The sequence below is a fragment of the Paracoccus sp. JM45 genome (genome assembly GCF_003590715.1).
Lineage (GTDB): Bacteria > Pseudomonadota > Alphaproteobacteria > Rhodobacterales > Rhodobacteraceae > Paracoccus.
Genome location: NZ_QQVY01000011.1, coordinates 40,238 through 63,206, shown reverse-complemented (window position 1 = coordinate 63,206; position 22,969 = coordinate 40,238). Strand labels below are relative to the sequence as shown.

The window sequence follows — 22,969 nt, the reverse complement described above, 5'->3', positions numbered from 1 at the left end:
CCCTCAGAAGCGGAAGAACGGCAATTTATATTGCGCAGGGCTATCCCCTTGCCGTTCGAAGGCCACCGGATAAAGAACCGCCCCCTGATCATAAGGCACAGGACGCATGTCCTTGGGTATCTGCCGCACAGGGGCCGGATGCCTGCTGACCGGCAGTATTACCACCTTTTCCCCAGCAGCCACAGGCTTGGCCACAGCCGGAGCGGTGGCGAACAGCAACAAAAGGATTGAACGGAAAAGTTGCGTCATGGCCTTGTCCTTTCGCACAGCCGGGGGATCATTCCGAACATAACCCCAAGGTGGTAAAGCACAGGTTAAGCCTGTTCGGGCGCAACCTTGTCGCGGTTGCAACCGTTCCGACATGCATTCATCCAAGCGGAGCCATCATGACCATGAAACCCGTCCTTGTATTCGACGTCAACGAAACGCTGCTGGATCTGGACAGCGTTGCCCCCCTGTTCGACCGCCTGTTCGGTAACCCGCAGGTTCTGCGCGAATGGTTCGCGCAACTGGTGCTTTATTCACAGGCCTTGTCGCTGGCACAGATCGACAGCGATTTTGGCAAGCTGGCCGCAGGTGCGTTGCGGATGATGGGCCAGATCAAGGACAAGCCGATCAGTGACAGCGATGTGCAGGATCTGTCACAGGCCATCGGCTCGATGCCCGCGCATGGGGATGCGGCGCAGGCGCTGGAAAAGCTGCGTAATGCCGGTTTCCGCTTGGTGACATTGACCAATTCACCCAAAGGCAGCGGGCCGTCGCCACTGGAAAAAGCCGGTCTGGCAGATTTCTTCGAACAGTCTTTCACCGTGCAACCCACAGGCCGCTTCAAGCCCGCGCCGCAGACCTATCAGATGGTGTCCGATGCGCTGGATGTGCCGCTGGCGGATCTGTGTCTTGTCGCGTGCCACACATGGGATACGCTGGGTATGCAGGCGATGGGGGGCAAAGGTGCATTGGTGACACATGGCGCGAATGCCCCGCTAAATGTGCCGGGCGTTCCCGTCCCCGATGTGGTGGCACCGACGCTGGACGAATTGGCGCAGGCGATTGTCAGCCATTGGGGATAAGCTGGCGCTTTTCTTCCATCCGACTGTAACACTGGCAGCCTTTGCTGCGAACTGCACGGCAACCCATGCAACACAAGGCTTCCAGATGACACGTCCCTTAATCTTTCTGCTGCTTTTGCTGGCCGTTGTGGCCGGCATTTTCATGATCCCCGAAAGCCTGACGACCTTGGACGGGGTGCGCGCCCAGCTTGAACAGATCGAGACGTTCCGTGCCCAGAATGCGGTTATGGTGGCTGCGGTGTTTTTCGCGACTTATGTCGCAGTGACCGCGCTTTCGCTGCCGATTGCGGTCTGGCTAACGCTGGCGGCAGGCGCATTGTTCGGTTTCTGGCAAGGACTGTTGCTGGTGTCTTTTGCATCGACCATCGGTGCCTCGGTTGCCTTTCTGGCGGCGCGTTATCTGTTGCGTGACTGGGTACATGCCCGCTTTCGCGAACGTCTGGAAAAAATTGAGGCGGGCGTCGAACGCGATGGTGCTTTCTTCCTGTTCTCGCTGCGCCTGCTGCCGGTGCTGCCCTTCTTTGCAGTCAACCTGCTGATGGGTCTGACGCCGATGCGCCTGCCGACCTTTGCATGGGTCAGCCAGATCGGCATGCTTGCCGGAACCGCTGTGTTTGTGAACGCAGGCACCCAACTTGCACAGCTTGAAAGCCTGTCGGGTATTCTGTCGCCTGCCATCATCGCCTCTTTTGCCGTGCTGGCTGCTTTTCCATGGATTGCCCGCGCCATCATGGGCATCATCCGCCGCCGCCGCGTCTATGCAAAATGGACCCGTCCGGCAAAATTCGACCGCAACCTGATTGTCATCGGTGGGGGTTCCGCCGGTCTGGTGACCGCCTATATCGCCGCGGCAACCAAAGCCAAGGTGACGCTGGTCGAAGCCTCGGAAATGGGGGGGGATTGCCTGAACACCGGCTGTGTGCCGTCGAAAGCCCTGATCAAAAGCGCCTCGGTTGCGCGCCAGATGCGCCATGCCGACAGTTACGGAATCGAGGCTGTGACGCCCAAGGTCGATTTCCGCGCGGTGATGAACCGCATCCACGGTGCCATTGCCACGATTGCCCCCCATGACAGCGTCGAACGCTATGAAAGCCTTGGGGTCGAGGTTCTGAAAGGCCGCGCCCGTATGATCGACCCCTTTACGGTCGAGGTTGCCCTGAACGATGGCAATATGCAGCGTCTGACCAGCCGCGCCATTGTCATTGCCACCGGTGCCAAGCCGACCATGCCGCCGATCCCCGGACTGGCCGACAGCGGTGCGCTGAATTCCGATACGCTGTGGGACAAGCTGTCCGACCGTGATCAGGTGCCTGCCCGTATTGCCATTCTTGGTGGCGGTCCGATCGGTGCCGAACTGGCGCAATCCTTTGCCCGCCTTGGTTCGCATGTCACCCAGATCGAGGCTGGTGATCGTATTCTGCCCCGCGAAGACCCCGAGGTGTCGGATCTGATGACGCAGGCCCTGCAGGATGACGGCGTCGAAATTCTGACAGGTCATAAGGCTGTCGGTGCCGGACAGGATGAAAACGGGCGCTGGCTGCAACTGGAAACCGGTGACGACACAATCCGCATCCAATGCGACGAAATTATCGTTGCTGTCGGCCGCACACCGAACCTGAAAAACCTTGGGCTGGAGGAATTAAACATTCCTACCAACCGCACCGTCCAGACCAACGAATATCTGCAAACGCTATACCCGAATATTCTGGCCGCAGGTGATGTTGCAGGCCCGTGGCAGTTCACCCATACGGCCAGCCATCAGGCCTATTACGCGGCTGTGAACGGTCTGTTCGGCGACATCCGCGCCAGCAAGGTCGATGCCCGCGTCATCCCTTGGGCAACCTTCACCGACCCCGAAGTCGCCCGCGTGGGCATTTCGGAAACCGAAGCCAAGGAACAGGGCATTGATGTGACGGTCACCCGTTTCGAACTGGACGGATCGGATCGGGCCATTGCCGATGGCGCAACGCGGGGCTTCGTCAAGGTCCTGACGCCCAAGGGCAAGGACCGCATTCTGGGCGCGACCATCGTCGGTGTCCACGGCGGTGACCTGATGGCCGAATTCGTGCTGGCGATGAAGCATAATCTGGGGCTGTCCAAAATCCTTGGTACAATCCACATCTATCCAACCCTCGCCGAGGCGAATAAATCGGTCGCAGGCGTCTGGCGCAAAGCCCATGTGAACCCGCGCCTGACCGCCATTGCCGAACGCTTTCATGACTGGAGACGTGGATGATCGACGCCCTGATCCTTCCCACCCAACGCCGCGCGCTGTCGCCCTTGGCCAACTGGCTGGACAGCCGCGGCATCACCGCCGATCAACTGACGCTTGTCGGCTTCGGCTTCGGGGTGCTTGGCTTTGTCGCCGTGATCATGGGGGCATGGGTTCCGGCCCTTCTGCTGATCGGGATGAACCGTCTGATGGATGGGCTGGACGGGGCAGTTGCACGATTGCAAGGCCCGACCGACCGTGGGGCCTTTCTGGATATCACATTGGATTTCCTGTTCTATGCCCTTATCCCGCTGGGTTTTGCCCTGAATGACCCGACCGCGAATGCGCTGCCCGCTGCAACGCTGATCTGCGCTTTTGTCGGAACGGGATCATCGTTTCTGGCCTATGCAGCTATTGCCGCCAAGCGCGGCGAAAACGCAAAGGCCTTTCCGACAAAGGGCATCTATTACCTTGGCGGCCTGACAGAAGGGTTCGAAACGATCGGCCTGTTCATCGTCATCTGCCTGTGGCCCGCAGGATTTCCGGTTCTGGCCTATGTCTTTGCAACAGCTTGCGCGATCACCACGGGTTTGCGCTGGCATCAGGGATGGACTGCCTTCACCCCCGAACAGCGGGATGCACCCTGATGCGCGGATATTTGCAGAACCTGGTTCTGGCGACAGGCATTTTTCTGGCCCTGAACGCCCCCGCATTGGCCGATTGGGACCTGACACTGGCCGAGGCGCGCGGCCAGACGGTCTATTGGAACGCATGGGGCGGTGACCAGCGCACCAATGATTTTATCGCTTGGGTCAGCCGGCAGACGCAGGACAAATTCGATGTACGTGTCGAGCAGGTCAAACTGTCGGATACATCCGAGGCAGTCACCCGTGTCCTTTCCGAAAAAACCGCCGGACGCGATAAGGATGGTTCGGTCGATCTGATCTGGGTGAACGGGCCGAATTTTCTGGCAATGAAGGAACAGGGTCTGCTGCATGCCCCCTTCCTGTCGGATATGCCCAATGGCCGCTATCTAGACCTGTCCGAAAATTCCCCTGCGCTGGTGGATTTCACTGTGCCCACCGAAGGCCGTGAAAGCCCGTGGCGGCTGGCCCGCTTTGTTTTTATCTATGATAGTGAACGGGTCCCGAACCCGCCTGCCGATATGGCGGGTTTTGTGGAATGGGCGCAGGCCAATCCCGGACGGATGACCCATCCCGACCCTGCCAATTTCATGGGCGCGACCTTCCTGAAGCAGGCATTGGTCGAACTGGCCCCTGACCCTGACGTGCTGCAACAGCCGGTCACAGATCAGAAATTTACCGAACAGACCGCCCCTTTCTGGGACTGGTATGAAGCCTTGCGCCCGAACCTGTGGCGCAGCGGACAGGCATTTCCGGAAAACGAATCCATCCAGCAACAACTGCTGAACGATTCCGAAGTCGATATCACAATGTCCTTCGATCCCGCCTCGGCGGCGGCGGCCATCGAACAGGGGTTGCTGCCCGATACGGCGCGAGTGTTTGTTCCCCAAGGCGGCTCGATCGGCAATATCAGCTTTGTTGCCATTCCCTTCAATGCAGCCCACGCAGCGGGCGCGCAGGTGGTGGCCAACTTCCTGCTGGACCCCGAAACACAGGCGCATATGCAGGACATCACCGTGCTCGGGTCATTTTCGGTGCTTGATCCGGCCAAAGTCGACCCAGCAGTCTTTGCCGATCTGCCGACCGCCCCCGCCCTGCCCGACTTGCAGGATCTGGGTCCGACCCTGCCCGAACCCCATGCCAGCTGGATGGGGCGCCTGACGGCTGAATGGGCCGTGCGATACACAAGATGACACCAGACCCTGCGGATCGCTGGCTGGCACGTCTTGTGCTGGTCGCGGTTCTGACACTGATCCTGCTGCCGATTGTGGCGGGCTTCTGGCAGACAGCGCGCGCCGCATTCGGGGTCGTGCCTGCACTGAGTGCAGCAGACATCGGGCTGGCGGCGTGGCATCAACTGGCCGCCACGCCGGGCCTGCCCCGCGCGATATTCCTCAGCCTCTGGACCGGAGCGGCGACGACTTTTTTGTCGCTGTTGCTGTCGGCTGGCTGTTGCGTTTGGCTGCATCGGGGCCGATCCAAAGGTCTGGCATTGCGTATGCTGACGCCGGTTCTGGCCGCGCCCCATGCAGCACTGGCCATCGGGTTGGCGTTCCTGATTGCGCCTTCGGGGTGGATCGCACGTGCAGTTGCACCCTTCGCGGGCTGGATACAGCCGCCTGATATCATCAGCGTGAATGACCCTTGGGGGCTGGCGCTGATCATCGGCATGGCCGCGAAAGAGTTTCCTTTTCTGCTGCTGATGATGCTGGCCGCATTGAACCAGATTCCGCTGGCGCAGACTTTGCGTACGGGGCGGATGTTGGGTGTGCCGGATGCGCGGATCTGGCTGGTTCTGATCGGCCCGCAGATCTGGCCACTGATCCGGCTGCCGCTACTGGTCGTTCTGGCCTATTCGCTGTCGGTTGTGGATGTTGCGATGATCCTTGGCCCGACCAATCCGCCGACGTTGGCAGTGATGCTGACACGCCTTTACGGTGACGCCGATTTGTTACTGCTGCTTCCTGCATCGGCGGGCAGCCTGTTGCAGCTGGGATTGGTGATGGTTTCAGGGTTGCTGGTATTTTCGATGCAATACCTGATGCGTGTGTATGGTCCGGCATGGATCGCATCGGGGGCCTGTCTTCCGGGTTTGGGGCTGGTCCTGCGCCTTGCTGCCATCGCGGGTGCGGTCATGCTGGCCCTGACCGGTGCGGCGCTGATCGTGTTGCTGGTCTGGTCGGTAACATGGCGCTGGCAGTTTCCCGACCTTTTGCCCGAATCCCTGTCCATACGGTTCTGGATGCGTGCTGGTCCAACAGTGGGCGGCCCTTTGGTGACGACCTTTCTGCTGGCGTTTTTCAGCACGGCTGCGGCCCTGATCACCGCCATCGGCTGGCTAGAGGCCGAGGATCGCCGTGCCAGCCCCCGCGCCCCTTGGGCCGAGGCGCTGATCTATCTGCCGCTGTTGCTGCCGCAAATTGGGTTTCTTTACGGGCTGAATATCGCAGCACTCTCGGCGGGACTGCCGCAAGGTATCGGCATGGTCGCATGGGGGCATACGATCTTTGTATTCCCCTATATCATGATCGCCCTGTCCGATCCGTGGCGTGCCTTGGACCCGCGCCTGATCCGTGCAGCCGCGGCGCTTGGGGCGGGACCGTGGCGCATTCTGTGGTCGGTCAAACTGCCGGTTCTGCTGGTGCCCATCCTGACAGCTGCCGCCATCGGTGTCGCGGTGTCCGTGGCGCAATATCTGCCGACGCTGTTTCTGGGTGCAGGTCGCATCAACACGCTAACGACCGAGGCCGTGACCCTGTCGTCGGGATCGGACAGGCGTGTGACCGGCGTCGTGACCAGCCTTCAGGCATTGCTGCCGATCCTGACCTATGCGCTGGCCTTTGCCATACCCGCCATCGTGTTCCGCCATCGCCGCGCTGCAAGGAGCTGACCTATGCTTGAACTTCGCAACCTTCAGATACGGCATAAGAATTCCGACTCTCTGTTTGCACCGTTGAACCTGTCCATTCCGGCGGGGCAAGTGGCGGTGGTCATGGGGCCGTCGGGCGTCGGGAAATCCACGCTGCTGGATGCAATCGGCGGGCATCTGGCGGCTGGTTTCCAGACCAAGGGCGATGTCCTACTGCAAGGACGCAGCCTGCTGCCCCTGACAGCACAGGCCCGCCGTATCGGTTTGATCTTTCAGGATCCGGTGCTGTTTCCCCATCTGAACGTCGGACAAAATCTGGCTTTCGGGCTGCCCCGCGACATCAAGGGGCGCAGCAAGCGCCGCGCCACTGTGCACAAGGCGCTTTCGGATGCAGGGCTAGCCGATATGGGCGACCGTGATCCTGCGACCTTGTCGGGTGGCCAGATGGCGCGGGCGGCCCTGATGCGCGGCCTGCTGGCCCGTCCGCAGGCGCTGTTGCTGGATGAACCCTTTTCGAAACTGGACACGGCCCTGCGGGCAGAAATCCGCGAGTTTACTTTTGCCCACATCCGGCAGGCCGGAATCCCCGGCCTGCTGGTCACCCATGACCCGCAGGATGCCGAAGCCGCAGGTGGTCCAATGTTGACGCTGTCACCGGCCTAGCCATAGGCCTGACTGGTTCCGCGCGACAGATAACTGCCACCCGCGTCCCCGACCGGCACCCCGTCCTGCGCAATGGTGCGCCCGCCCAACAGGGTGCGGACAGGCCAACCGGTGATCTGCATCCCCTCATACGGGGTATAATCGCAGCCGTGGTTCAACCCTTGCTGCTGGATCGGGCGGGTCAGATTGGGGTCCCACAGGGTCAGATCAGCATCGCCACCAATCGCGATCGTACCCTTGCGCGGGTATAACCCGTACAGCCGCGCCGGATTGGTCGCGGTCAGCGCGACAAACCGTTCCGGCGTAATGCGTCCCTTGCTGACACCCTCCGAAAACAGGATCGGCAGCCGCGTTTCCACCCCCGGAATGCCGTTGGGCACCCATTTGAACGAGGTCCGCGCGCGGGGATTGTTCTTGCCGGTATCTGCCGGACCATCGAACCGGAAGGGGCAGTGATCGGACGAGAATATATCAAATGTCCCGTCCCGCAGCCCCTGCCAGATGGCGGCCTGACTGTCGGCATCGCGCGGCGGCGGCGAACAGACATATTTCGCGCCATTGAAATCCATGTTCAGCCCCTGCAGATCATCGGCGGTCAGGGCGATATATTGCGGGCAGGTTTCGGCATGAACCTTCAGGCCACGGGCGCGGGCCCATTGGATCTGCTCCATCGGTTCGCGGCCTGACACGTGGACGATGACAATTGGCACGTCGATCAGCTGGGCGTGGCTGATGGCGCGATGCGTCGCCTCGCGTTCGGCAATCTGGGCGTGGGCTTGGCCATGATAGAATGGCGCGGTCTTGCCCTCATCCTCCAGCTTGCGGGTCAGGAATTTGATGGCGTCGTGGCCTTCGGCATGCACCATGACCAGCGCCTTTTCGCGGCGAGCAACGTCAAACACCTCCAACAATTCACGATCATCCAGCACCAGATCATCATAGGTCATAAAGACCTTGAACGAGGTATATCCGTCCCGCACCAGCGCGGGCAGTTCCTGCCCCATGACCTGCGGGGTCGGATCGGTGACGACCAGATGAAAGGACACGTCGGTGTGGCATTTCCCGTCGGCCTTTTGGTGATATTCCTGCACGCAATCGCGCAGGGACCGGCCCTTGACCTGCATCGCAAATGGCAAAACCGTCGTATTGCCCCCCGCCGCGGCCGAGCGCGTACCGCTGGCGAAATCATCCGCCATCACCGTCCCGTCCGAGGTCGGCTGATCCAGATGCACATGCGCGTCGATTCCGCCGGGCATGACCATCAGACCCGTGGCATCGATACGGTCATCGCCCTGCAAATCCTGCCCGATCGCGACGATTTTGCCATCGCGAATGCCGATATCCGCGACATAGCTGTCGGCGGCGGTGACCACCGTGCCGCCAGTGATGACAAGGTCTAGCGCGGTCATGCAGGCACCTTGGCAAGGATTTGCGTCAAAGCATCGGTCAAGCGGTCCACCTGTTCGACGGTGTTGTAATGCACCATCGATACGCGCAGCACCCCGCCGTCATGGTCCAGCCCCAATTCTTCGACCAGACGCCGCGAATGGAAATCACCAAAGCGCATTGCGATGCCGAAATCATCCATTGCGCGCGCCACATCACCGGAATTCACCCCGTCGAATTTGAACGCAATCGTCGGCACGCGGGTGCTGTTTACGTTCACCGTGTCACCGACCACATGACAGTCATCGCGCGTCGCCAGCCAGCCCAGCAACCGGTCGGTCAGCATGTCTTCCTGCCGGGTGATCAGATCATAGGCGGCAACGACCAGCGCGCGTCTGTCACCCGTTGCGCCGTGATGGCGGGCCAGTCCGGTCAGGTATTCAACGATGCCATCGACGCTGAACGCGACTTCGTAGCTGGGGTTGCCGGGTTCCAATTTGCCGGGGACTTTGTCCTTGCCGTAAAAGTAATGGTACAGCCCGTCCAGTTCGGCCAGCAGGTCGTATTTGCCGTACATCATCGCCCCATGCGGACCGTATGATTTATACAGGCTGAAGGCATAATAATCGATATCCCATGCCTGCACATCAATGGCGCGGTGCGGTGCATAGGCGACGGCATCGACACAGATCAGCGCGCCGTGGTCATGGATAAACCGCGCAAATTCCGCGACCGGATGCACCTTGCCCAGAATATTCGACACATGCGTCACACACACCAGCCGCGTCCGGTCCGTCATCAGTGATGCCAGATCGGACAGTTGCAGATCACCGGTTTCGGCATTCAGCGGCCAGAATTTGAGGGTCACACCGAATTCCTGCAACCGCATCCATGGGCCGATATTGCTTTCGTGATCGGCCATGGTGACGATCACCTCGTCGCCTTCGCTGAACTGGCTGCGCATCGCGGCGCATAGGTTCTGCATCAGCACAGTGGTCGATGCACCAAAGACAATCTCCTCGGGGCGGGCGGCGTTGACCAAGGTTGCGGCGGCCTGACGACCCGTTATCAGTGCCTCCGATGCCGCCTGCGATACGGCATAGCTGCCACCGGTCTGGACGTTGCGCTGATACAAAAACTCAACCATGCGATCGACCGCGGGGCGCACAATCTGCGACCCACCGGCATTGTCGAAAAAGACCCAGTCATCGCGAAGACCGGGAAATTGGGCGTGCACATGGGCCATATCCAAGGGGCGTGTCATGTTATTCAACCTTCAGTGGTTCAGCACAGAGCTGAGAAAATTTCGGGTGCGCGGTTCGGACGGGTTGGACAGCACCTGCGCGGGCGGGCCCTGTTCGACAATCTGGCCGCCATCCATGAAAATAACGCGGTCGGCGACCTGCGCGGCAAAGCCCATCTCATGCGTGACAACGATCATGGTGACGCCGGTGCGGGCCAGATCGCGCATGACGTCCAGCACCTCTCCGACCATTTCGGGGTCGAGGGCGCTGGTCGGTTCATCAAACAGCATCACCTGCGGCTCCATGGCCAAGGCGCGGGCAATGGCGACGCGCTGCTGTTGACCGCCCGACAGGTGGTCGGGGTATTTATCGGCCTGACTGGCAATGCCCACACGGTCCAGCAAGACATCGGCCTGCCGTGCAGCATCGGCGCGTGACGTGCTGCGCACGCGGCGGGGGGCCAGCATGACGTTTTCGCGCACGGTCAGATGCGGGAACAGGTTAAAGGACTGGAACACCATGCCAACCTCGGCCCGCACTTTGGCCAAGGCGCGACCGGTGGCGACGGGAATGCCGTCCACGCTGATGCGGCTGTCATCGGAAAAATCCTCCAGCCGGTTGATGCAGCGGATCAGCGTTGATTTCCCCGACCCTGACGGCCCGATAACGCAAACCACCTCGCCTTTGGCGACATCCAGATCAATGCCTTTGAGCGCCTCGAATGGGCCATAATATTTGCGAAGGTTGCGGATGCTGACAAAGGTCATTCTATCGTCTCCTTGCGGCAAAGCGGCGTTCCATGCGCGACACCAGCGCGACAAGCGGCCACAAAAAGGCCAGATAAATCAGCGCCGCCCCGATCAACGGCGTCGGATTGGCCGATAGGGCCTGCGCCTGCGTCGCCTGTTTCAACAGGTCGGGCATAGCAACCACGGATGCCAGCGCGGTATCCTTGATCACATTGATCGAATTATTCGTCAGCGGCGGAATAACCACCCGCACGGCTTGGGGCAAAATCACGTCCGCCATTGTTTGGCGACCGTTCAGGCCAAGGGCGGCGGATGCCTCGAACTGGCCTTTCGGAATCGCCTCGATACCGGCGCGGAAGATTTCTGCGGTATAGGCCCCCGATACCAGCGTCAGCGCAGACATGGCCGACATAAACGGCGACAGGCGTATGCCCAGAAACGGCAGCGCATAATAGACAATGATCAACAGCACCAGCAACGGGATCGACCGGAAGATGTCGATATAGACCCGCGTCAGAAAGCGCAGCGGCGCCACCGCATAAAGCCGCGCCATGGCCAGCGCCAAGCCCAGCAACAGCCCCGCAATGATGCTGGAAATGCCCAGCTGTAATGTGATCCAGAGGCCCTTTAGCAGCATTGGAAAGCTGCGTCGCATGACCTCGGCGTTCAGGAAGGTGTCAAAGATATCCATGGGTGCCCTTAGCCGGTCGTAGACAGGGTCCGGCGCATGGCCGAACCCGTGCTTTGCAGATCAGTCCAGTGACGGCATCGGAAGGACAGTCACGGTCGAGGTGCCTTCATCGGGGGCCGCCCCGAACCATTTTTCGTGCAGCTCTGCGGTGACGCCTTCGGTTTTCAGATCGTCCAAAATGGCGTTCACCTGTGCGGCCAGCGGCGCGTCCTTGGCGAACATCATGGAATATTTTTCGCCCGTTTCGATGCGGGCGACGACCGTCAGGTTCGGCTTGTCCTTGGCGTAATACAGCATCGCCGGAATATCCGAGATATAGCCGTCGATCCGCCCCGCCGTCAGATCCAGCATCGCAGGGGCCAAACCTTCATAGCGGCGGATATCACCAAAACCATAGGTGTCGCTTTGCGCGCTTGCCCACATATCGCCCGTTGATCCGGTATCGACGCCGACGACCTTACCGGCCATCTCCTCTAACGTGGCGGGACCGTCTGTCAGCACCGTCAGCGATTGGTCGCTATCGTAATAGGGCTGGGCAAAGCTGACCGATTCCAGACGTTCGTCGGTAATGGTAATCGATGACGTCGCAATATCGATCCGGCCCGATTGCACCGCGGAAAACAACCCGTTGAAGGGGATATTTACGGTTTCAACCTCGGCCCCCAGCCGTTCGGCGACCGCAGCAACCAGATCAATCTCGAACCCGATAAATTCGCCGGATTCATCCTGAAATTCCCATGGGACGTTACCGATATTGGCACCCACGGTCAGTTTATCCTGTGCCATTGCCCCGTAAGCCGATCCGGCCAGAAGACCCAAGGCAAGAGCCGTCGTCTGCATCGTTTTTCCGCGCATGATACTTCCCTATTGTTTTATTTTGGATTGACCGGACAAACCGGTCTGACCAGTATGAAGCCACGGGGCTAAGTAATTTGCAATGCTTGTGACGACATGCGCAGATGAACGGCGGCGGATGTGCCAAGGAGAAAGGCAATATGACAGTGATGTGGGACAAAGCGCCGGTAACCCAGACGATTGCACGTCGTTTACAGGAAATGATCAGATCGGGTGAACTGGCGGCAGGGCAAAAGCTGCCCTCGCAGCGGGTCCTGTCAGAACGGATGTCGGTGTCGCGCCCCACCCTGCGCGAGGCGTTGCTGACGCTAGAAACGCTGGGTCTGGTCCAGACGCTGCCCGCGCGGGGCACCTTCGTGATGGACCCTGCCAACACGCAACCCCCTGCAACGACGTGGCGATATGATGATGCCTATGATCTGCATGATACGTTCCAGTCACGCCTGTTGATCGAAGGCGAACTGTGCCGTCTTGCGGCCCCTGTCATCACCCCGCAGGCAATGGTCCAGCTGGAAACGGCCTGCGCCTCGTTTGAAGATTCATGGAAAGCCGGTGATCTGGTCGCCCATGTCGAGGCTGATCTGGATTTCCATCGCGGCATTGCTGCGGCCTGTCCGAACAGGATGCTGGCCAGCCTTTACCAGACCGTCCAGCAGTTGCTGACCGAAACGCAAAGGCAGCCCATTCCGAATACGGCGGGCGAACGCATGGCGCAATCCATTGCGGAACATCATGCCATCCTGACGGCCCTGCAAAAAGCCGATGGCCCTGCCGCTGAACAGGCCATGCGTGCCCATATCCGCAATACGGCCATATGCGCCGGTATCGATTTATAGGCGTCACCGACGTTCGCGGGCGATGCCTGATGCCTTGCACCTGATCACGAGGGCAACCTGACCGCCCTGTGACCCTAGCAAGCCTCGATCATCACCCTAGCCTTATACCCGCCCAATGTCGCAAAGGCCCTTTGACGGCAGGTCAGAACCAGAATTTGCTGGTCGGCAGCGACGCGGTGAAGGGCGGTAAACATGGCTTCGATCCGGTCGTCATCGCTGTGGACCAGTGCATCATCCAGAATAACGGGCACGGCGGTACCCGTCCGTGCGAACAGCCGCGCGAATGCCAGACGTGTCAGCACCGCAACCTGTTCGCGCGTGCCACCTGACAGAATCTCAAGCGGTTCGGCCTGTCCGTTACGGGTCAGGGCGACTGGCAGCAGGCTTTGATCGTCGATCTGCAAAGCCGCGCCGGGGTGCAGGACGGAAATCAGCGGCTCAAGCTCTCGCATTACGGGGTCGAAATAAGCCTCGCGGGCGTCGCGGCGGGCGTCTTCCAATGCGCCGCGCAAACGGGTTAGAGACTGCACCTCGGAGGCATAGCGGGCGGCGCGCGCCTCGGAGGTGGCAAGCCGCCCGCGCACATCGTCCAGCTGTTCCTCGATGCCCTGTTCGGCCATGGTGCCGATGGACCCGTTCAGCGTTGCCAGTTCCTCACGCAATGCAGCGCGTGATGTCTGTGCCTGCGCGACAACAGATTGCATACGGGCCAGATGTGCCGCCGCCATGTCCAGATCGGGGGCAGCATCCTGCAGGCGCTGATAATCGGCCTGTGCTTTGGCCCGCAGATCCTGTTGGCCCATCCTGTCATCGCGCAAGGACTGTATCCGGCGTTCCAGCGCGGCCAGATCACCCGCCTCGGCCCGTGCGGCTTCGGCAGTGCGTTCCGCCGAAACAAGGGTCGATCGCGCCCCTGCCCGCGCCTCGGCTGCCGAAAGGAAAGCAGCATGGGCTTGGGTGGCCGCATCACGGCAGAGGTCTTCGGCCTGCGTGGCAGAGGTCAGTTCAGTTTCCAACGTGGTGGCATCTTCGGGGGCAGTGTTATCTGTCCCTGCGGCATCGACAGCCTTTGCATGGGCGTGGCGCAATGCGTCCAATCCGTCAGGCGCAATTTCGGCCAGCAGGTCATCGGCGCTGCAAATAACTTCATCCAGCCGCTGCGCTTCTGTCAGCTTCTGGCGCGCCTCGGGCAAGGTGTCGGCCCCGCATGCGGCAAGTTTTGCGGCCAGCGCGGTGGCGGCTTGTGCCAGACCGCCCTCATCCCCGTTGGTGACTGCCCCGGGATCGACACGCATCGTCCCGATGCCCGGCAGGTCGAAATTACGCGCGGCGGTCAGCCGGTGCGGGCCTTCGGGCAGATCAGCGCCGCCATCCTGCACCCGAAGTGCCCCGTCATAACGAAAGCTGACACTGACCGAGGCTGCCGCCAGTTGCGCCGCCAACTGGTCATGCGTGTCACGTGCCTGTTCGGCAGCCGCCAGCGTTTTGGGCGTCACCACCAACAGGCCGCGTTGGGCGCGATTGGCCTCTAATGTGGTGCGCAGGGTTTCAGCACGCGCCAGACTGCCTGCCAGTTGGTCGGCGCGACCACGCGCGGCCTGCGCCATCTGTGCACGTTGCGCTGCTGCCAGACGGTCGCGGGCGTCGCGGGTCCGGTCCTGCGCCTGTGTCAGGGCGGCCCCCGCAGCGGTGTCCGCCGCAGTCAGTTCCTGCGCACGGGCGTCATGGCGCATGGCGGTTTCGCGGGCAGCGGCCAGTTCTGTTTCCGCGCGGGCAACACGTTCGGACAGGTTCTGCAGGCGGTCGATGCTGGCGCGGGTGTTTTCCTCGGTCATGGCGGCCAGTTTCAGGGTTCGCTGTGCATCGGCCAGCTTTTCGGCATGGGCGGCAGCTTGTGCTTGTGCGGCCTGCGCCTGGGTCAGGGCGTCATTGCGCTGGCGGTCGGCATCGGGGTTTTCCAGATCGCGCAATTCGCGCTGGACTTCGGCACGGCGGGCCAGATCACCGGACAGGCGAGCGGCTTTGGTGGCCAGATCGGTTTCCTGCGCGCGCAAAGCATCAGCCTCAGCCTCGGCACGGCCCCATTCGCCCCCCGCTTTGGGACGACCGGTCGCGGTTGCCAGTTTGGTCAAGGCATCGCCCACCTGCGCGGCGACGGCGTCCAGTCGCCGCCCCCCCGTCATCATATCAATTTCCCCCGCAACCGAGGACAGCAGATCGCGCCGCGCATTCAGCGTCCGTTCGCGTTCGTTTTTATCACTGGCCGCGCTGCCTTCGGGTTCCATGCCCAAAAGCCCCTGACGCACCCATAACAACCCCGAAGGTCCGGCCAGCCCATTGCCGATAATATTATCGATCCATGCTTCGGCTTCATCATCCTGCGCCACAAGGCGGCCATTTTGCAAAATACGCGCCGTAGCGCGTGACAGCCAGCGCTTTTCGATCCGGAAGCGCCCCTGAGGCAAGTCGATTTCCATCGCAACCTCGGGGGCGCCGCCGGAATGGGGCTGCAAGGCTTTGACAGCAGATTTCGTCCCGCGATGGCGTTCGAAAAACAGCGCATGCATGGCGTCGAAAAAGGTGGATTTGCCGAATTCATTAGGCTCTGACAGCACGGTGATACCGTCAACGATGCCGTCGATCCGTGCGGTCTGGCCCGCGAAACGGCGGATATTGGTCAGTTCTATGGCGCGAATTTTCATGACTGCACCTTCAGGGCAAGGGCGTAAAGGCGTGACAAGGCGCTGGCCGAAACCTCTCGGTCGGCAAGGGCGCGGTCCGGATCGCGGGCTTCGGCCAACAGGGTTTCTGCCGCATGTCGCAAAGCCCCCGCATGGTCGATCTGGTCCAGATCATCGGGGCGGGTTTCCGTGGCAAGGCCCGACAGGTCCTGATCGAACCAGCCGAAATCAGGGGCAATCGCCTCAGCCTCGGCCTCCAGTGCGGTGCGATCGGCCAAGGGCAAGCGGCCCGTGGCCTGCAAACGCAACAGCAGATTGCGGCGCATGGTGGGGGACGGCAATTCATCCGTCAGCCGCGCCACCGGATCTTCGCCCGGCAGCAGATCCAGCGCCAATGTCTGCCATGCCAAAGCACCTGTTTCGACCACATCGACCTTGGCCGGACCGTTCAACGTCACCAATAGCGCCCCATTGGCCATATCATGTTTGAACCCATCAGCCTCGGGCGTGCCGGAATACCATGTTTCGGGGGTGACCTGCACACGACCATGCCAATCACCCAAGGCCAGATAATCCAGACCCGACAGCTGCGCGCGGTTCGGCGGAATGATCCCGGCCCCGCAATCTTCGGAAAAATCGGTGACAGCGCCATGGCCCAGACCGATACGCAAATGGCCGTCCGGTGTTGGCATAGACATCGCCTCGGTCAGGTCGCGGCCCGGTCGGCGTTGCGTGCAGGGCGCGGGCAACAGCATCACCCCGTCGGCCAGTTCAAAAGGTTCGGTGGAGGTCACGGCCCGAAGGTTGCCCAGATCCTCGGCTGCGATCTGGCGCCATAATTCGGTGGCGGCAAGACTGTCGTGATTTCCCGGCAGCATGATCCACGTCAGATCGCTTTCCGCCGACATGGCCCGCAGCGCGTGGCGCAATGTGTCCGGTGCAGGGGTTTCCGCATCGAAACTGTCACCCGCCAGCAACACGACACCCGCTCCGCCATCACGGGCAGCCTGCGCCAATCTGGCGATGGCCCCGTGGCGCGCCTCGCGCAGGCGGTTGCGGATCGCCTCGGGATAGCCGCCAAAGGACTTACCCAGATGCAGGTCGGAGGAGTGGAGGAAACGGAACATCAAGGCATCCTTCTGCGCGACGCCCATGGATTGCGTGATGGCAACCTCTTTGCAAGGGGAAGATGCCTAGAATGCTTGATGTTCCGGATGCCCCGCCCGATCAGTTTGGCCCGATCAGCTGGCCTGACTGTAACGGCGCTGTTCGACCGTCGCACCCGTATCGAAAACCTGCGCGACAAGGCGGGCAAAGCGCAAATCGTGCAGCGTCAGAACCCCGTCCTGCAATCTCCCTGCCCCGGGATATCGCTGTAAGGCCAGACCCGCGCGGTTGATACAAAGAGCCGCCAGATCGGCATCCTTGGCCAATGCGGGCAGATCGACACGGCCATAGCACATCAAAGCCTCGATTATGGCGGCAACCAGATGGTCTAGCGGCGTCATGGCCACCCCCCGCGCCACAGGCAGCCGCCCCGAAGCCACTGCCCCCTGCCAAGGGGCCGTCGCTGTGATATTCTGCACATACCCCTGCGGCATACGCGAAATGGCCGATGGCCCGATGCCCACCAGCACCGGATTGCAGTCGGTGGTATAGCCTTGGAAATTGCGCCGCAGGGTGCCGTTCAGGCTGGCTTGGGCAAGGCTGTCGCCCTCTTTCGCGAAATGGTCGATGCCGACGGGCAGATAATCACAGGCCAGCAGGATATCGCGCGCCAGATCGGACAGATCCAGCCGTTCCTGCGCCGAAGGCAGCGCATCTTCGGGGATCAGCGCTTGCCTGCGGGCCATCCACGGCACATGGGCGTAACCGAACAGGGCGATGCGGTCAGGGTCCATCGCCAGAACGCTTCGCAGGGTCCGCGCCAGCCGCTGTCCCGTCTGATGCGGCAGACCGTAAAGCAGGTCCATATTGATGCTGTCGACACCGCGTTCGCGCAGCCCCGCCACCATCCGCGCCGTCAGTTCCTCGGGCTGCTTACGCCCGATGGCCGCCTGCACCGAAGGATCAAAATCCTGCACCCCGATCGAGGCACGGTTCATCCCCAAGCGCACCAAGGCATCCAGCCGCGCATCATCACAGTCGCAGGGGTCAATCTCGACCGAGATGCGTGTTGCACCGGTCAAGGGAAACGCATCGCGCAGCATGGTGCCAAGCCGGTCCATCCGGTCGGCGGACAGGATCGTCGGGGTGCCGCCGCCCAGATGCAGCGCATTGATTGTCACATCGCGCGGCAATGCGTTGCGGATCAGGGCAATTTCCTGTTGCAGGTGATCCAGATAGTGGTCCAGCGGCGCATCGCTTCGCGCCCCTTGCGTCCGGCAGGCGCAAAACCAGCACAGCCGCCTGCAATAGGGCACATGCACGTAAAGCGACAGCGCCGTGGCTGCGGGTATTTGTTGCAACCAGTCCAGATGCCGGTCCGGCCCGACCGCATCGGAAAACCGGTCTGCCGTGGGATAGCTGGTATAGCGCGGGGCACGCGCCGTCAGCAGCGCATTTTGAAGGGGATCATATGTCATGCGCCGACCTAAGTCCTGCACTTTGTCGTCCCGCATTGATCGAGATCAAGTTCCTGTGTAGAAACCCGCCTATGGTTCGTTTATCCCCCGTCAAAGCCTGTAACGATTGTCCGATCCGCTATCGCGCCGTCTGTGCGGAATGCGATCCGGACGAATTGGCCGTGCTGGAACAGATGAAAACCTATCAGACCTTCGAGACAGGCGCGCATCTTGCTGCCGCGGGCGAGGATCTGGACCATTTCTCCTCGATCGTGACGGGATGTGCGACCATGTCCCGCACGTTGGAGGACGGGCGTCGCCAGACCGTCGGCCTGTTGCTGCCATCGGATTTCATCGGTCGTCCGGGACGCGGGCAATCGGCCTTTGACGTGCAGGCGCTTGGACCCGTCACCCTGTGCCGCTTTGAACGCCATTCCTTTGAACGGCTGGTGCGGGAAACCCCACATATCGCATCACGGCTGATGACCATGTCGCTGGATGAACTGGACGCGGCGCGCGACTGGGCGGTAGTTCTGGGCCGGATGACGGCGCGGGAAAAACTGGCGGCTTTTCTGGTCAGCCTGACGCGCCGCTTTGCCCAAGGCGCGGGTGGCCCGCGTCCCGGTGGTGGTGGCGTGACGCTGCAACTGCCGCTGACGCGCGAAGAACTGGCCGACCATCTGGGTTTGACTATCGAAACCACCAGCCGCCAGATGACCGCCCTTCGCAAGGACGGGTTGATCGACCTGCGCCCAGCGCGCGAGGTGTTTATCCCCGATTTCGGTGCCCTGTGTGCCGAGGCGGGCGAAGACGGCGACGGCGGTCCCATCGTCTGAACCTGCGGCAATCCGGCATCATTGCCGGATTTACCCCCTCACGTCGCCGTGACTTGATCCATGTCAATGCAACGCCCCTGCCTGCCGTGCCACTGCCGAGGCGAAGCCCCATCGGGGCATGCCACGACACGAGGACGACATGCAGTTTACAAGGATCGCCATACTGGCGCTGATTACCTTGATGGCGGCAATAGCAGCAGATCTGGGCCGCGACATGGCGTATTCTGTGCACGCTGTGATTATCATGCTGGTCGCGGGCGGATTATGCCTGTGGGATTTGCGCCGCGTGGACGAACCCCGCGCACAGATCCCGACCGGCGCCTATATGGACGGCCCCATCCGCGCGGGCGTTATTGCCACCGCCTTCTGGGGCATCGCGGGCTTTCTGGTCGGCACCTTCATCGCCTTCCAGCTTGCCTTTCCGGCGCTGAACTTCGACTGGTCCGAAGGATACGCCAATTTCGGCCGCCTGCGCCCGCTGCACACCAGCGCGGTGATCTTTGCCTTTGGCGGCAACGCCCTGATCGCAACGTCCTTCTATGTCGTCCAGCGTACCAGCTCGGCGCGGTTGTGGGGCGGCAATGTGGCGTGGTTCGTCTTTTGGGGATACCAGCTGTTTATCGTGCTGGCCGCGACCGGATATCTGTTAGGGGCCACCCAGTCCAAGGAATATGCCGAGCCTGAATGGTATGTCGACATCTGGCTGACCATCGTCTGGCTGACCTATCTGGCCGTCTTTATGGGCACGATTTTGAAGCGCAAAGAACGCCATATCTATGTAGCCAACTGGTTCTATCTGGCGTTCATCGTCACGGTTGCCATGCTGCATGTGGTCAACAACCTGTCGATCCCCGTGTCTATCCTTGGCTCCAAATCCGTACAGGTCTTTTCGGGCGTGCAGGATGCAATGACCCAGTGGTGGTACGGCCATAACGCAGTCGGATTCTTCCTGACGGCGGGCTTTCTGGGGATGATGTATTATTTTGTGCCCAAACAGGCAGGCCGCCCTGTCTACAGCTACAAGCTGTCGATTATCCACTTCTGGGCGCTGATCTTTCTGTATATCTGGGCCGGTCCGCACCACCTGCACTATACCGCCCTGCCCGATTGGGCGGCGACCTTGGGCATGGTGTTTTCCATCGTCCTGTGGATGCCCAGCTGGGGTGGCATGATCAACGGCCTGATGACGCTGGAAGGCGCATGGGACAAGATCCGCACCGACCCCATCATCCGCATGTTCGTGGCCAGCCTTGCGTTTTACGGCATGTCCACATTCGAAGGTCCGATGATGTCGATCCGCGCGGTCAACAGCCTCAGCCATTACACCGACTGGACCATCGGACACGTCCATTCCGGCGCGCTTGGCTGGAACGGCATGATCACCTTTGGCTGCCTGTACTTTTTGACGCCACGCCTGTGGGGCCGCAAACAGATGCATTCGATGTCCGCGATCAACCTGCACTTCTGGTTGGCGACATTGGGCATCGTTCTTTACGCGTCGTCCATGTGGGTCACCGGCATCATGGAGGGCCTGATGTGGCGCGAAGTCGATGCCAACGGCTTTCTGGTCAACTCGTTCGCCGACACCGTAAAGGCCAAATACCCGATGTATGTCGTGCGTGGCCTTGGTGGCGTCCTGTATCTGGCGGGCGGTCTGGTGATGGTCTGGAACATGTGGATGACCATCCGCGCTCCGCAAGCACGCCCCGCCCTTGTAACCGTCCCGGCCGAGTGATCCCATGACCCAAGACACCAACACCCCCGACCAGACGCCCCCAAAGAAAAAGCGCCGGTCCCTTCTGGACCGTCACGCCACGCTGGAACGCAATGCGACGCTGTTGCTGGTGGGATCCTTCCTTGTCGTCACCATCGGCGGCATCGTGGAAATCGCGCCCCTGTTCTGGCTGGAAAACACGATCGAGGATGTCGAGGGCATGCGCCCCTATACCCCGCTGGAACTGGCCGGTCGCGACATCTATGTCCGCGAGGGCTGCTATGTCTGCCACAGCCAGATGATCCGCCCCATGCGGGACGAGGTCGAACGCTATGGCCATTATTCGCTGGCGGCGGAATCCATGTATGACCACCCCTTCCAATGGGGGTCCAAACGCACCGGACCGGATGTGGCCCGTGTGGGCGGGCGCTATTCGGATGAATGGCATTACGACCACCTGTCGGACCCGCAATCGGTCGTCCCCGAAAGCGTCATGCCAAAATACGACTATCTGGCGCGCACCAAGCTGGATGTGACCTATATCGGCGATCTGCTGGAAACCCATGCGATGGTCGGGGTGCCCTATACCCCCGACATGATCGCCAATGCCCGCGCCGATATGCGGGTGCAGGTCGATCCTTGGGGCGACACCGATGGGCTGCTGGAACGCTATCCCGATGCACAGGTCCGCAACTTTGACCGCAATCCCGACATGACGGAAATGGATGCGCTGATCGCATATCTTCAGATGCTTGGCACGCTGGTCGATTTCTCGACCTTCATTGCCGATGACAGCCGCTAGGGGGACCGGATGACCGATACATATTCCATCATGCGCCTTTTCGCGGACAGCTGGATGCTGCTGGCCATGTCGGCGTTTTTCATTGGCGCGTGCCTCTGGGCGTTTCGCCCCGGCGCCCGCGCTGCCCATGACGAGGCTGCTAACGCCATCTTTCGCGACAGCCCCCAGATACGCACTGACGGCGACGACCAGCCTAAGGACCCGACATGACCAAGCCCCCCAAAACCGACGACACGCCAAAGGTCGAAACCACCGGCCACAGCTGGGACGGCATCGAGGAGTTGAACAACCCCCTGCCCCGCTGGTGGCTGTGGACGCTGTATGGCACCATCGTTTTCGCGGTGGTCTATGTGATCCTGTATCCCGCATGGCCAATGGTGAATGGTGCGACCAAGGGCGTGCTGGGCTGGTCAACCCGCGGCGATGTGCAGATGCATATCGAGGAAGTGGACGCCAGTCAGGCCGATATGCGGGCATCGCTGACCGAAACCGATCTGGGGGTTCTGGACCGCAATCCCGAACTGATAGAATTTGCGATGAACGCAGGTGCTGCCGTGTTCCGGACCAATTGTTCGCAATGTCACGGGTCTGGTGCGGCGGGTGCTGTCGGCTATCCCAACCTGCTGGATGACGACTGGCTGTGGGGCGGTATGGTCGAAGACATTGCCTATACCGTCCGCCACGGCATCCGGAACGAGGACGACCCCGATGCGCGGTTTTCCCAGATGCCCGCCTTTAGCGAGATATTGCCCAAGGAAGACATTGCCACGCTGGTCGACCATATCCGCAGCCTGCCGGGTGGCACCGACCCCTTGGCGGGCGCGGGCGGGCAGCTGTTTTTAGACAACTGCACGTCCTGTCACGGCGATGACGGTCGCGGGGATCGCACGCAAGGTGCGCCGAACCTGACCGATGCGATCTGGCTTTATGGCGACAGCCCCGAACAGGTCACCCGCATCATCACGCGCGGTCCTTACGGTGTCATGCCCCCTTGGAACACCCGCCTCTCCGAGGCCGAGATCCGCGCCGTCGCCGCCTATGTCCACGGCCTTGGCGGCGGTGAAATGCCCACGCCACAAGACTGACGATGCATCCTTGATCCACATCAAGGCATCACGCGCGCCTTTACGCAAGTAAGGGCGCGCAAACAGAA

The 22,969-nt window shown here is 61.1% G+C and carries 21 protein-coding genes; 12 read left to right on the top strand and 9 right to left on the bottom strand.

All coding sequences use genetic code 11. From position 1 onward, the window contains the following. Positions 1-3: 3 nt before the first annotated feature. Entirely contained in the window at positions 4-249 is a 246-nt protein-coding gene (locus DWB67_RS13520; RefSeq protein WP_119808082.1) for a hypothetical protein, read from the bottom strand. Positions 250-386: 137 nt separating this feature from the next. Here DWB67_RS13520 and DWB67_RS13515 point away from each other — a divergent pair, with 137 nt between their 5' ends. The 6 genes from DWB67_RS13515 (at position 387) to DWB67_RS13490 (ending at position 7,458) form a co-directional block, all read left to right on the top strand. Beyond that, positions 387-1,070, top strand: coding sequence for a haloacid dehalogenase type II (locus DWB67_RS13515; protein WP_119808081.1), 684 nt, complete (start codon positions 387-389; stop codon positions 1,068-1,070). Between the two features lie 85 nt (positions 1,071-1,155). Beyond that, positions 1,156-3,306, top strand: coding sequence for an FAD-dependent oxidoreductase (locus DWB67_RS13510; RefSeq protein ID WP_119808080.1), 2,151 nt, complete (start codon positions 1,156-1,158; stop codon positions 3,304-3,306). After that, positions 3,303-3,929, top strand: coding sequence for a CDP-alcohol phosphatidyltransferase family protein (locus DWB67_RS13505; protein WP_119808079.1), 627 nt, complete (start codon positions 3,303-3,305; stop codon positions 3,927-3,929). The genes DWB67_RS13510 and DWB67_RS13505 overlap by 4 nt, the downstream gene beginning before the upstream one ends. Next, on the top strand, positions 3,929-5,119 hold the full coding sequence (locus tag DWB67_RS13500; protein WP_119808078.1) for an ABC transporter substrate-binding protein: 1,191 nt from the start codon (positions 3,929-3,931) through the stop codon (positions 5,117-5,119). The genes DWB67_RS13505 and DWB67_RS13500 overlap by 1 nt, the downstream gene beginning before the upstream one ends. After that, positions 5,116-6,816 carry an ABC transporter permease gene (locus tag DWB67_RS13495; protein ID WP_119808077.1) on the top strand — a complete coding sequence of 567 codons (1,701 nt, stop codon included), beginning with the start codon at positions 5,116-5,118 and terminating at the stop codon, positions 6,814-6,816. The genes DWB67_RS13500 and DWB67_RS13495 overlap by 4 nt, the downstream gene beginning before the upstream one ends. A 3-nt stretch (positions 6,817-6,819) precedes the next feature. Continuing rightward, the gene (locus DWB67_RS13490) at positions 6,820-7,458 is read left to right on the top strand and encodes an ATP-binding cassette domain-containing protein (protein ID WP_119808076.1); all 639 of its coding nucleotides are present in this window, start codon (positions 6,820-6,822) and stop codon (positions 7,456-7,458) included. On the opposite strand, the gene hydA is transcribed toward DWB67_RS13490, so the two are convergent. The 5 genes from hydA to DWB67_RS13465 are packed head-to-tail and all read right to left on the bottom strand — an operon-like array spanning position 7,455 to position 12,383. Further along, positions 7,455-8,867: a dihydropyrimidinase gene (gene hydA / locus DWB67_RS13485; protein WP_119808075.1), complete on the bottom strand. Its 1,413-nt coding sequence runs from the start codon at positions 8,865-8,867 to the stop codon at positions 7,455-7,457. The genes DWB67_RS13490 and hydA overlap by 4 nt on opposite strands. Beyond that, positions 8,864-10,108: a cysteine desulfurase-like protein gene (locus DWB67_RS13480; protein ID WP_119808074.1), complete on the bottom strand. Its 1,245-nt coding sequence runs from the start codon at positions 10,106-10,108 to the stop codon at positions 8,864-8,866. The genes hydA and DWB67_RS13480 overlap by 4 nt, the downstream gene beginning before the upstream one ends. A 12-nt stretch (positions 10,109-10,120) precedes the next feature. Continuing rightward, a complete protein-coding gene (locus DWB67_RS13475; RefSeq protein ID WP_119808073.1) occupies positions 10,121-10,855 on the bottom strand; it encodes an amino acid ABC transporter ATP-binding protein in 735 nt (244 codons plus the stop codon). A gap of 1 nt (position 10,856) precedes the next feature. Beyond that, positions 10,857-11,528: an amino acid ABC transporter permease gene (locus DWB67_RS13470; RefSeq protein ID WP_119808072.1), complete on the bottom strand. Its 672-nt coding sequence runs from the start codon at positions 11,526-11,528 to the stop codon at positions 10,857-10,859. A 60-nt stretch (positions 11,529-11,588) separates the two neighbouring features. Further along, complete coding sequence (locus DWB67_RS13465) at positions 11,589-12,383, bottom strand: transporter substrate-binding domain-containing protein (protein ID WP_220475136.1); 795 nt, start codon at positions 12,381-12,383, stop codon at positions 11,589-11,591. Positions 12,384-12,523: 140 nt separating this feature from the next. On the opposite strand from DWB67_RS13465, the gene DWB67_RS13460 reads away from it, so the two are divergent. Further along, positions 12,524-13,219 carry a FadR/GntR family transcriptional regulator gene (locus DWB67_RS13460; RefSeq protein ID WP_220475135.1) on the top strand — a complete coding sequence of 232 codons (696 nt, stop codon included), beginning with the start codon at positions 12,524-12,526 and terminating at the stop codon, positions 13,217-13,219. A 74-nt stretch (positions 13,220-13,293) separates the two neighbouring features. On the opposite strand, the gene DWB67_RS13455 is transcribed toward DWB67_RS13460, so the two are convergent. The 3 genes from DWB67_RS13455 to hemN all read right to left on the bottom strand — a co-directional run bounded on the left by DWB67_RS13455 (position 13,294) and on the right by hemN (position 18,485). Continuing rightward, positions 13,294-15,921: an ATP-binding protein gene (locus DWB67_RS13455; protein WP_119808071.1), complete on the bottom strand. Its 2,628-nt coding sequence runs from the start codon at positions 15,919-15,921 to the stop codon at positions 13,294-13,296. Then, positions 15,918-17,027 carry a DNA repair exonuclease gene (locus DWB67_RS13450; protein ID WP_119808105.1) on the bottom strand — a complete coding sequence of 370 codons (1,110 nt, stop codon included), beginning with the start codon at positions 17,025-17,027 and terminating at the stop codon, positions 15,918-15,920. The genes DWB67_RS13455 and DWB67_RS13450 overlap by 4 nt, the downstream gene beginning before the upstream one ends. A 114-nt stretch (positions 17,028-17,141) precedes the next feature. Continuing rightward, the gene (hemN, locus tag DWB67_RS13445) at positions 17,142-18,485 is read right to left on the bottom strand and encodes an oxygen-independent coproporphyrinogen III oxidase (RefSeq protein WP_119808070.1); all 1,344 of its coding nucleotides are present in this window, start codon (positions 18,483-18,485) and stop codon (positions 17,142-17,144) included. Positions 18,486-18,556: 71 nt separating this feature from the next. On the opposite strand from hemN, the gene fnrL reads away from it, so the two are divergent. The 5 genes from fnrL (at position 18,557) to ccoP (ending at position 22,901) form a co-directional block, all read left to right on the top strand. Next, complete coding sequence (fnrL, locus tag DWB67_RS13440) at positions 18,557-19,300, top strand: transcriptional regulator FnrL (protein ID WP_119808069.1); 744 nt, start codon at positions 18,557-18,559, stop codon at positions 19,298-19,300. Positions 19,301-19,439: 139 nt separating this feature from the next. After that, complete coding sequence (gene ccoN / locus DWB67_RS13435; protein ID WP_119808068.1) at positions 19,440-21,035, top strand: cytochrome-c oxidase, cbb3-type subunit I; 1,596 nt, start codon at positions 19,440-19,442, stop codon at positions 21,033-21,035. A gap of 4 nt (positions 21,036-21,039) precedes the next feature. Beyond that, positions 21,040-21,816, top strand: coding sequence for a cytochrome-c oxidase, cbb3-type subunit II (gene ccoO / locus DWB67_RS13430; protein WP_119808067.1), 777 nt, complete (start codon positions 21,040-21,042; stop codon positions 21,814-21,816). 9 nt (positions 21,817-21,825) lie between these two features. Next, positions 21,826-22,026: a cbb3-type cytochrome c oxidase subunit 3 gene (locus DWB67_RS13425; RefSeq protein WP_119808066.1), complete on the top strand. Its 201-nt coding sequence runs from the start codon at positions 21,826-21,828 to the stop codon at positions 22,024-22,026. Further along, a complete protein-coding gene (gene ccoP, locus DWB67_RS13420) occupies positions 22,023-22,901 on the top strand; it encodes a cytochrome-c oxidase, cbb3-type subunit III (protein WP_119808065.1) in 879 nt (292 codons plus the stop codon). The genes DWB67_RS13425 and ccoP overlap by 4 nt, the downstream gene beginning before the upstream one ends. Positions 22,902-22,969: the final 68 nt, after the last annotated feature.

What these genes read in the sequence shown, in the direction of transcription:
- DWB67_RS13520 (WP_119808082.1), bottom strand. Translation starts at nt 249, where the DNA reads ATGACGCAACTTTTCCGTTCAATCCTTTTGTTGCTGTTCGCCACCGCT.
- DWB67_RS13515 (WP_119808081.1), top strand. Translation starts at nt 387, where the DNA reads ATGACCATGAAACCCGTCCTTGTATTCGACGTCAACGAAACGCTGCTG.
- DWB67_RS13510 (WP_119808080.1), top strand. Translation starts at nt 1,156, where the DNA reads ATGACACGTCCCTTAATCTTTCTGCTGCTTTTGCTGGCCGTTGTGGCC.
- DWB67_RS13505 (WP_119808079.1), top strand. Translation starts at nt 3,303, where the DNA reads ATGATCGACGCCCTGATCCTTCCCACCCAACGCCGCGCGCTGTCGCCC.
- DWB67_RS13500 (WP_119808078.1), top strand. Translation starts at nt 3,929, where the DNA reads ATGCGCGGATATTTGCAGAACCTGGTTCTGGCGACAGGCATTTTTCTG.
- DWB67_RS13495 (WP_119808077.1), top strand. Translation starts at nt 5,116, where the DNA reads ATGACACCAGACCCTGCGGATCGCTGGCTGGCACGTCTTGTGCTGGTC.
- DWB67_RS13490 (WP_119808076.1), top strand. Translation starts at nt 6,820, where the DNA reads ATGCTTGAACTTCGCAACCTTCAGATACGGCATAAGAATTCCGACTCT.
- hydA (WP_119808075.1), bottom strand. Translation starts at nt 8,867, where the DNA reads ATGACCGCGCTAGACCTTGTCATCACTGGCGGCACGGTGGTCACCGCC.
- DWB67_RS13480 (WP_119808074.1), bottom strand. Translation starts at nt 10,108, where the DNA reads ATGACACGCCCCTTGGATATGGCCCATGTGCACGCCCAATTTCCCGGT.
- DWB67_RS13475 (WP_119808073.1), bottom strand. Translation starts at nt 10,855, where the DNA reads ATGACCTTTGTCAGCATCCGCAACCTTCGCAAATATTATGGCCCATTC.
- DWB67_RS13470 (WP_119808072.1), bottom strand. Translation starts at nt 11,528, where the DNA reads ATGGATATCTTTGACACCTTCCTGAACGCCGAGGTCATGCGACGCAGC.
- DWB67_RS13465 (WP_220475136.1), bottom strand. Translation starts at nt 12,383, where the DNA reads ATGCGCGGAAAAACGATGCAGACGACGGCTCTTGCCTTGGGTCTTCTG.
- DWB67_RS13460 (WP_220475135.1), top strand. Translation starts at nt 12,524, where the DNA reads ATGACAGTGATGTGGGACAAAGCGCCGGTAACCCAGACGATTGCACGT.
- DWB67_RS13455 (WP_119808071.1), bottom strand. Translation starts at nt 15,921, where the DNA reads ATGAAAATTCGCGCCATAGAACTGACCAATATCCGCCGTTTCGCGGGC.
- DWB67_RS13450 (WP_119808105.1), bottom strand. Translation starts at nt 17,027, where the DNA reads ATGTTCCGTTTCCTCCACTCCTCCGACCTGCATCTGGGTAAGTCCTTT.
- hemN (WP_119808070.1), bottom strand. Translation starts at nt 18,485, where the DNA reads ATGACATATGATCCCCTTCAAAATGCGCTGCTGACGGCGCGTGCCCCG.
- fnrL (WP_119808069.1), top strand. Translation starts at nt 18,557, where the DNA reads ATGGTTCGTTTATCCCCCGTCAAAGCCTGTAACGATTGTCCGATCCGC.
- ccoN (WP_119808068.1), top strand. Translation starts at nt 19,440, where the DNA reads ATGCAGTTTACAAGGATCGCCATACTGGCGCTGATTACCTTGATGGCG.
- ccoO (WP_119808067.1), top strand. Translation starts at nt 21,040, where the DNA reads ATGACCCAAGACACCAACACCCCCGACCAGACGCCCCCAAAGAAAAAG.
- DWB67_RS13425 (WP_119808066.1), top strand. Translation starts at nt 21,826, where the DNA reads ATGACCGATACATATTCCATCATGCGCCTTTTCGCGGACAGCTGGATG.
- ccoP (WP_119808065.1), top strand. Translation starts at nt 22,023, where the DNA reads ATGACCAAGCCCCCCAAAACCGACGACACGCCAAAGGTCGAAACCACC.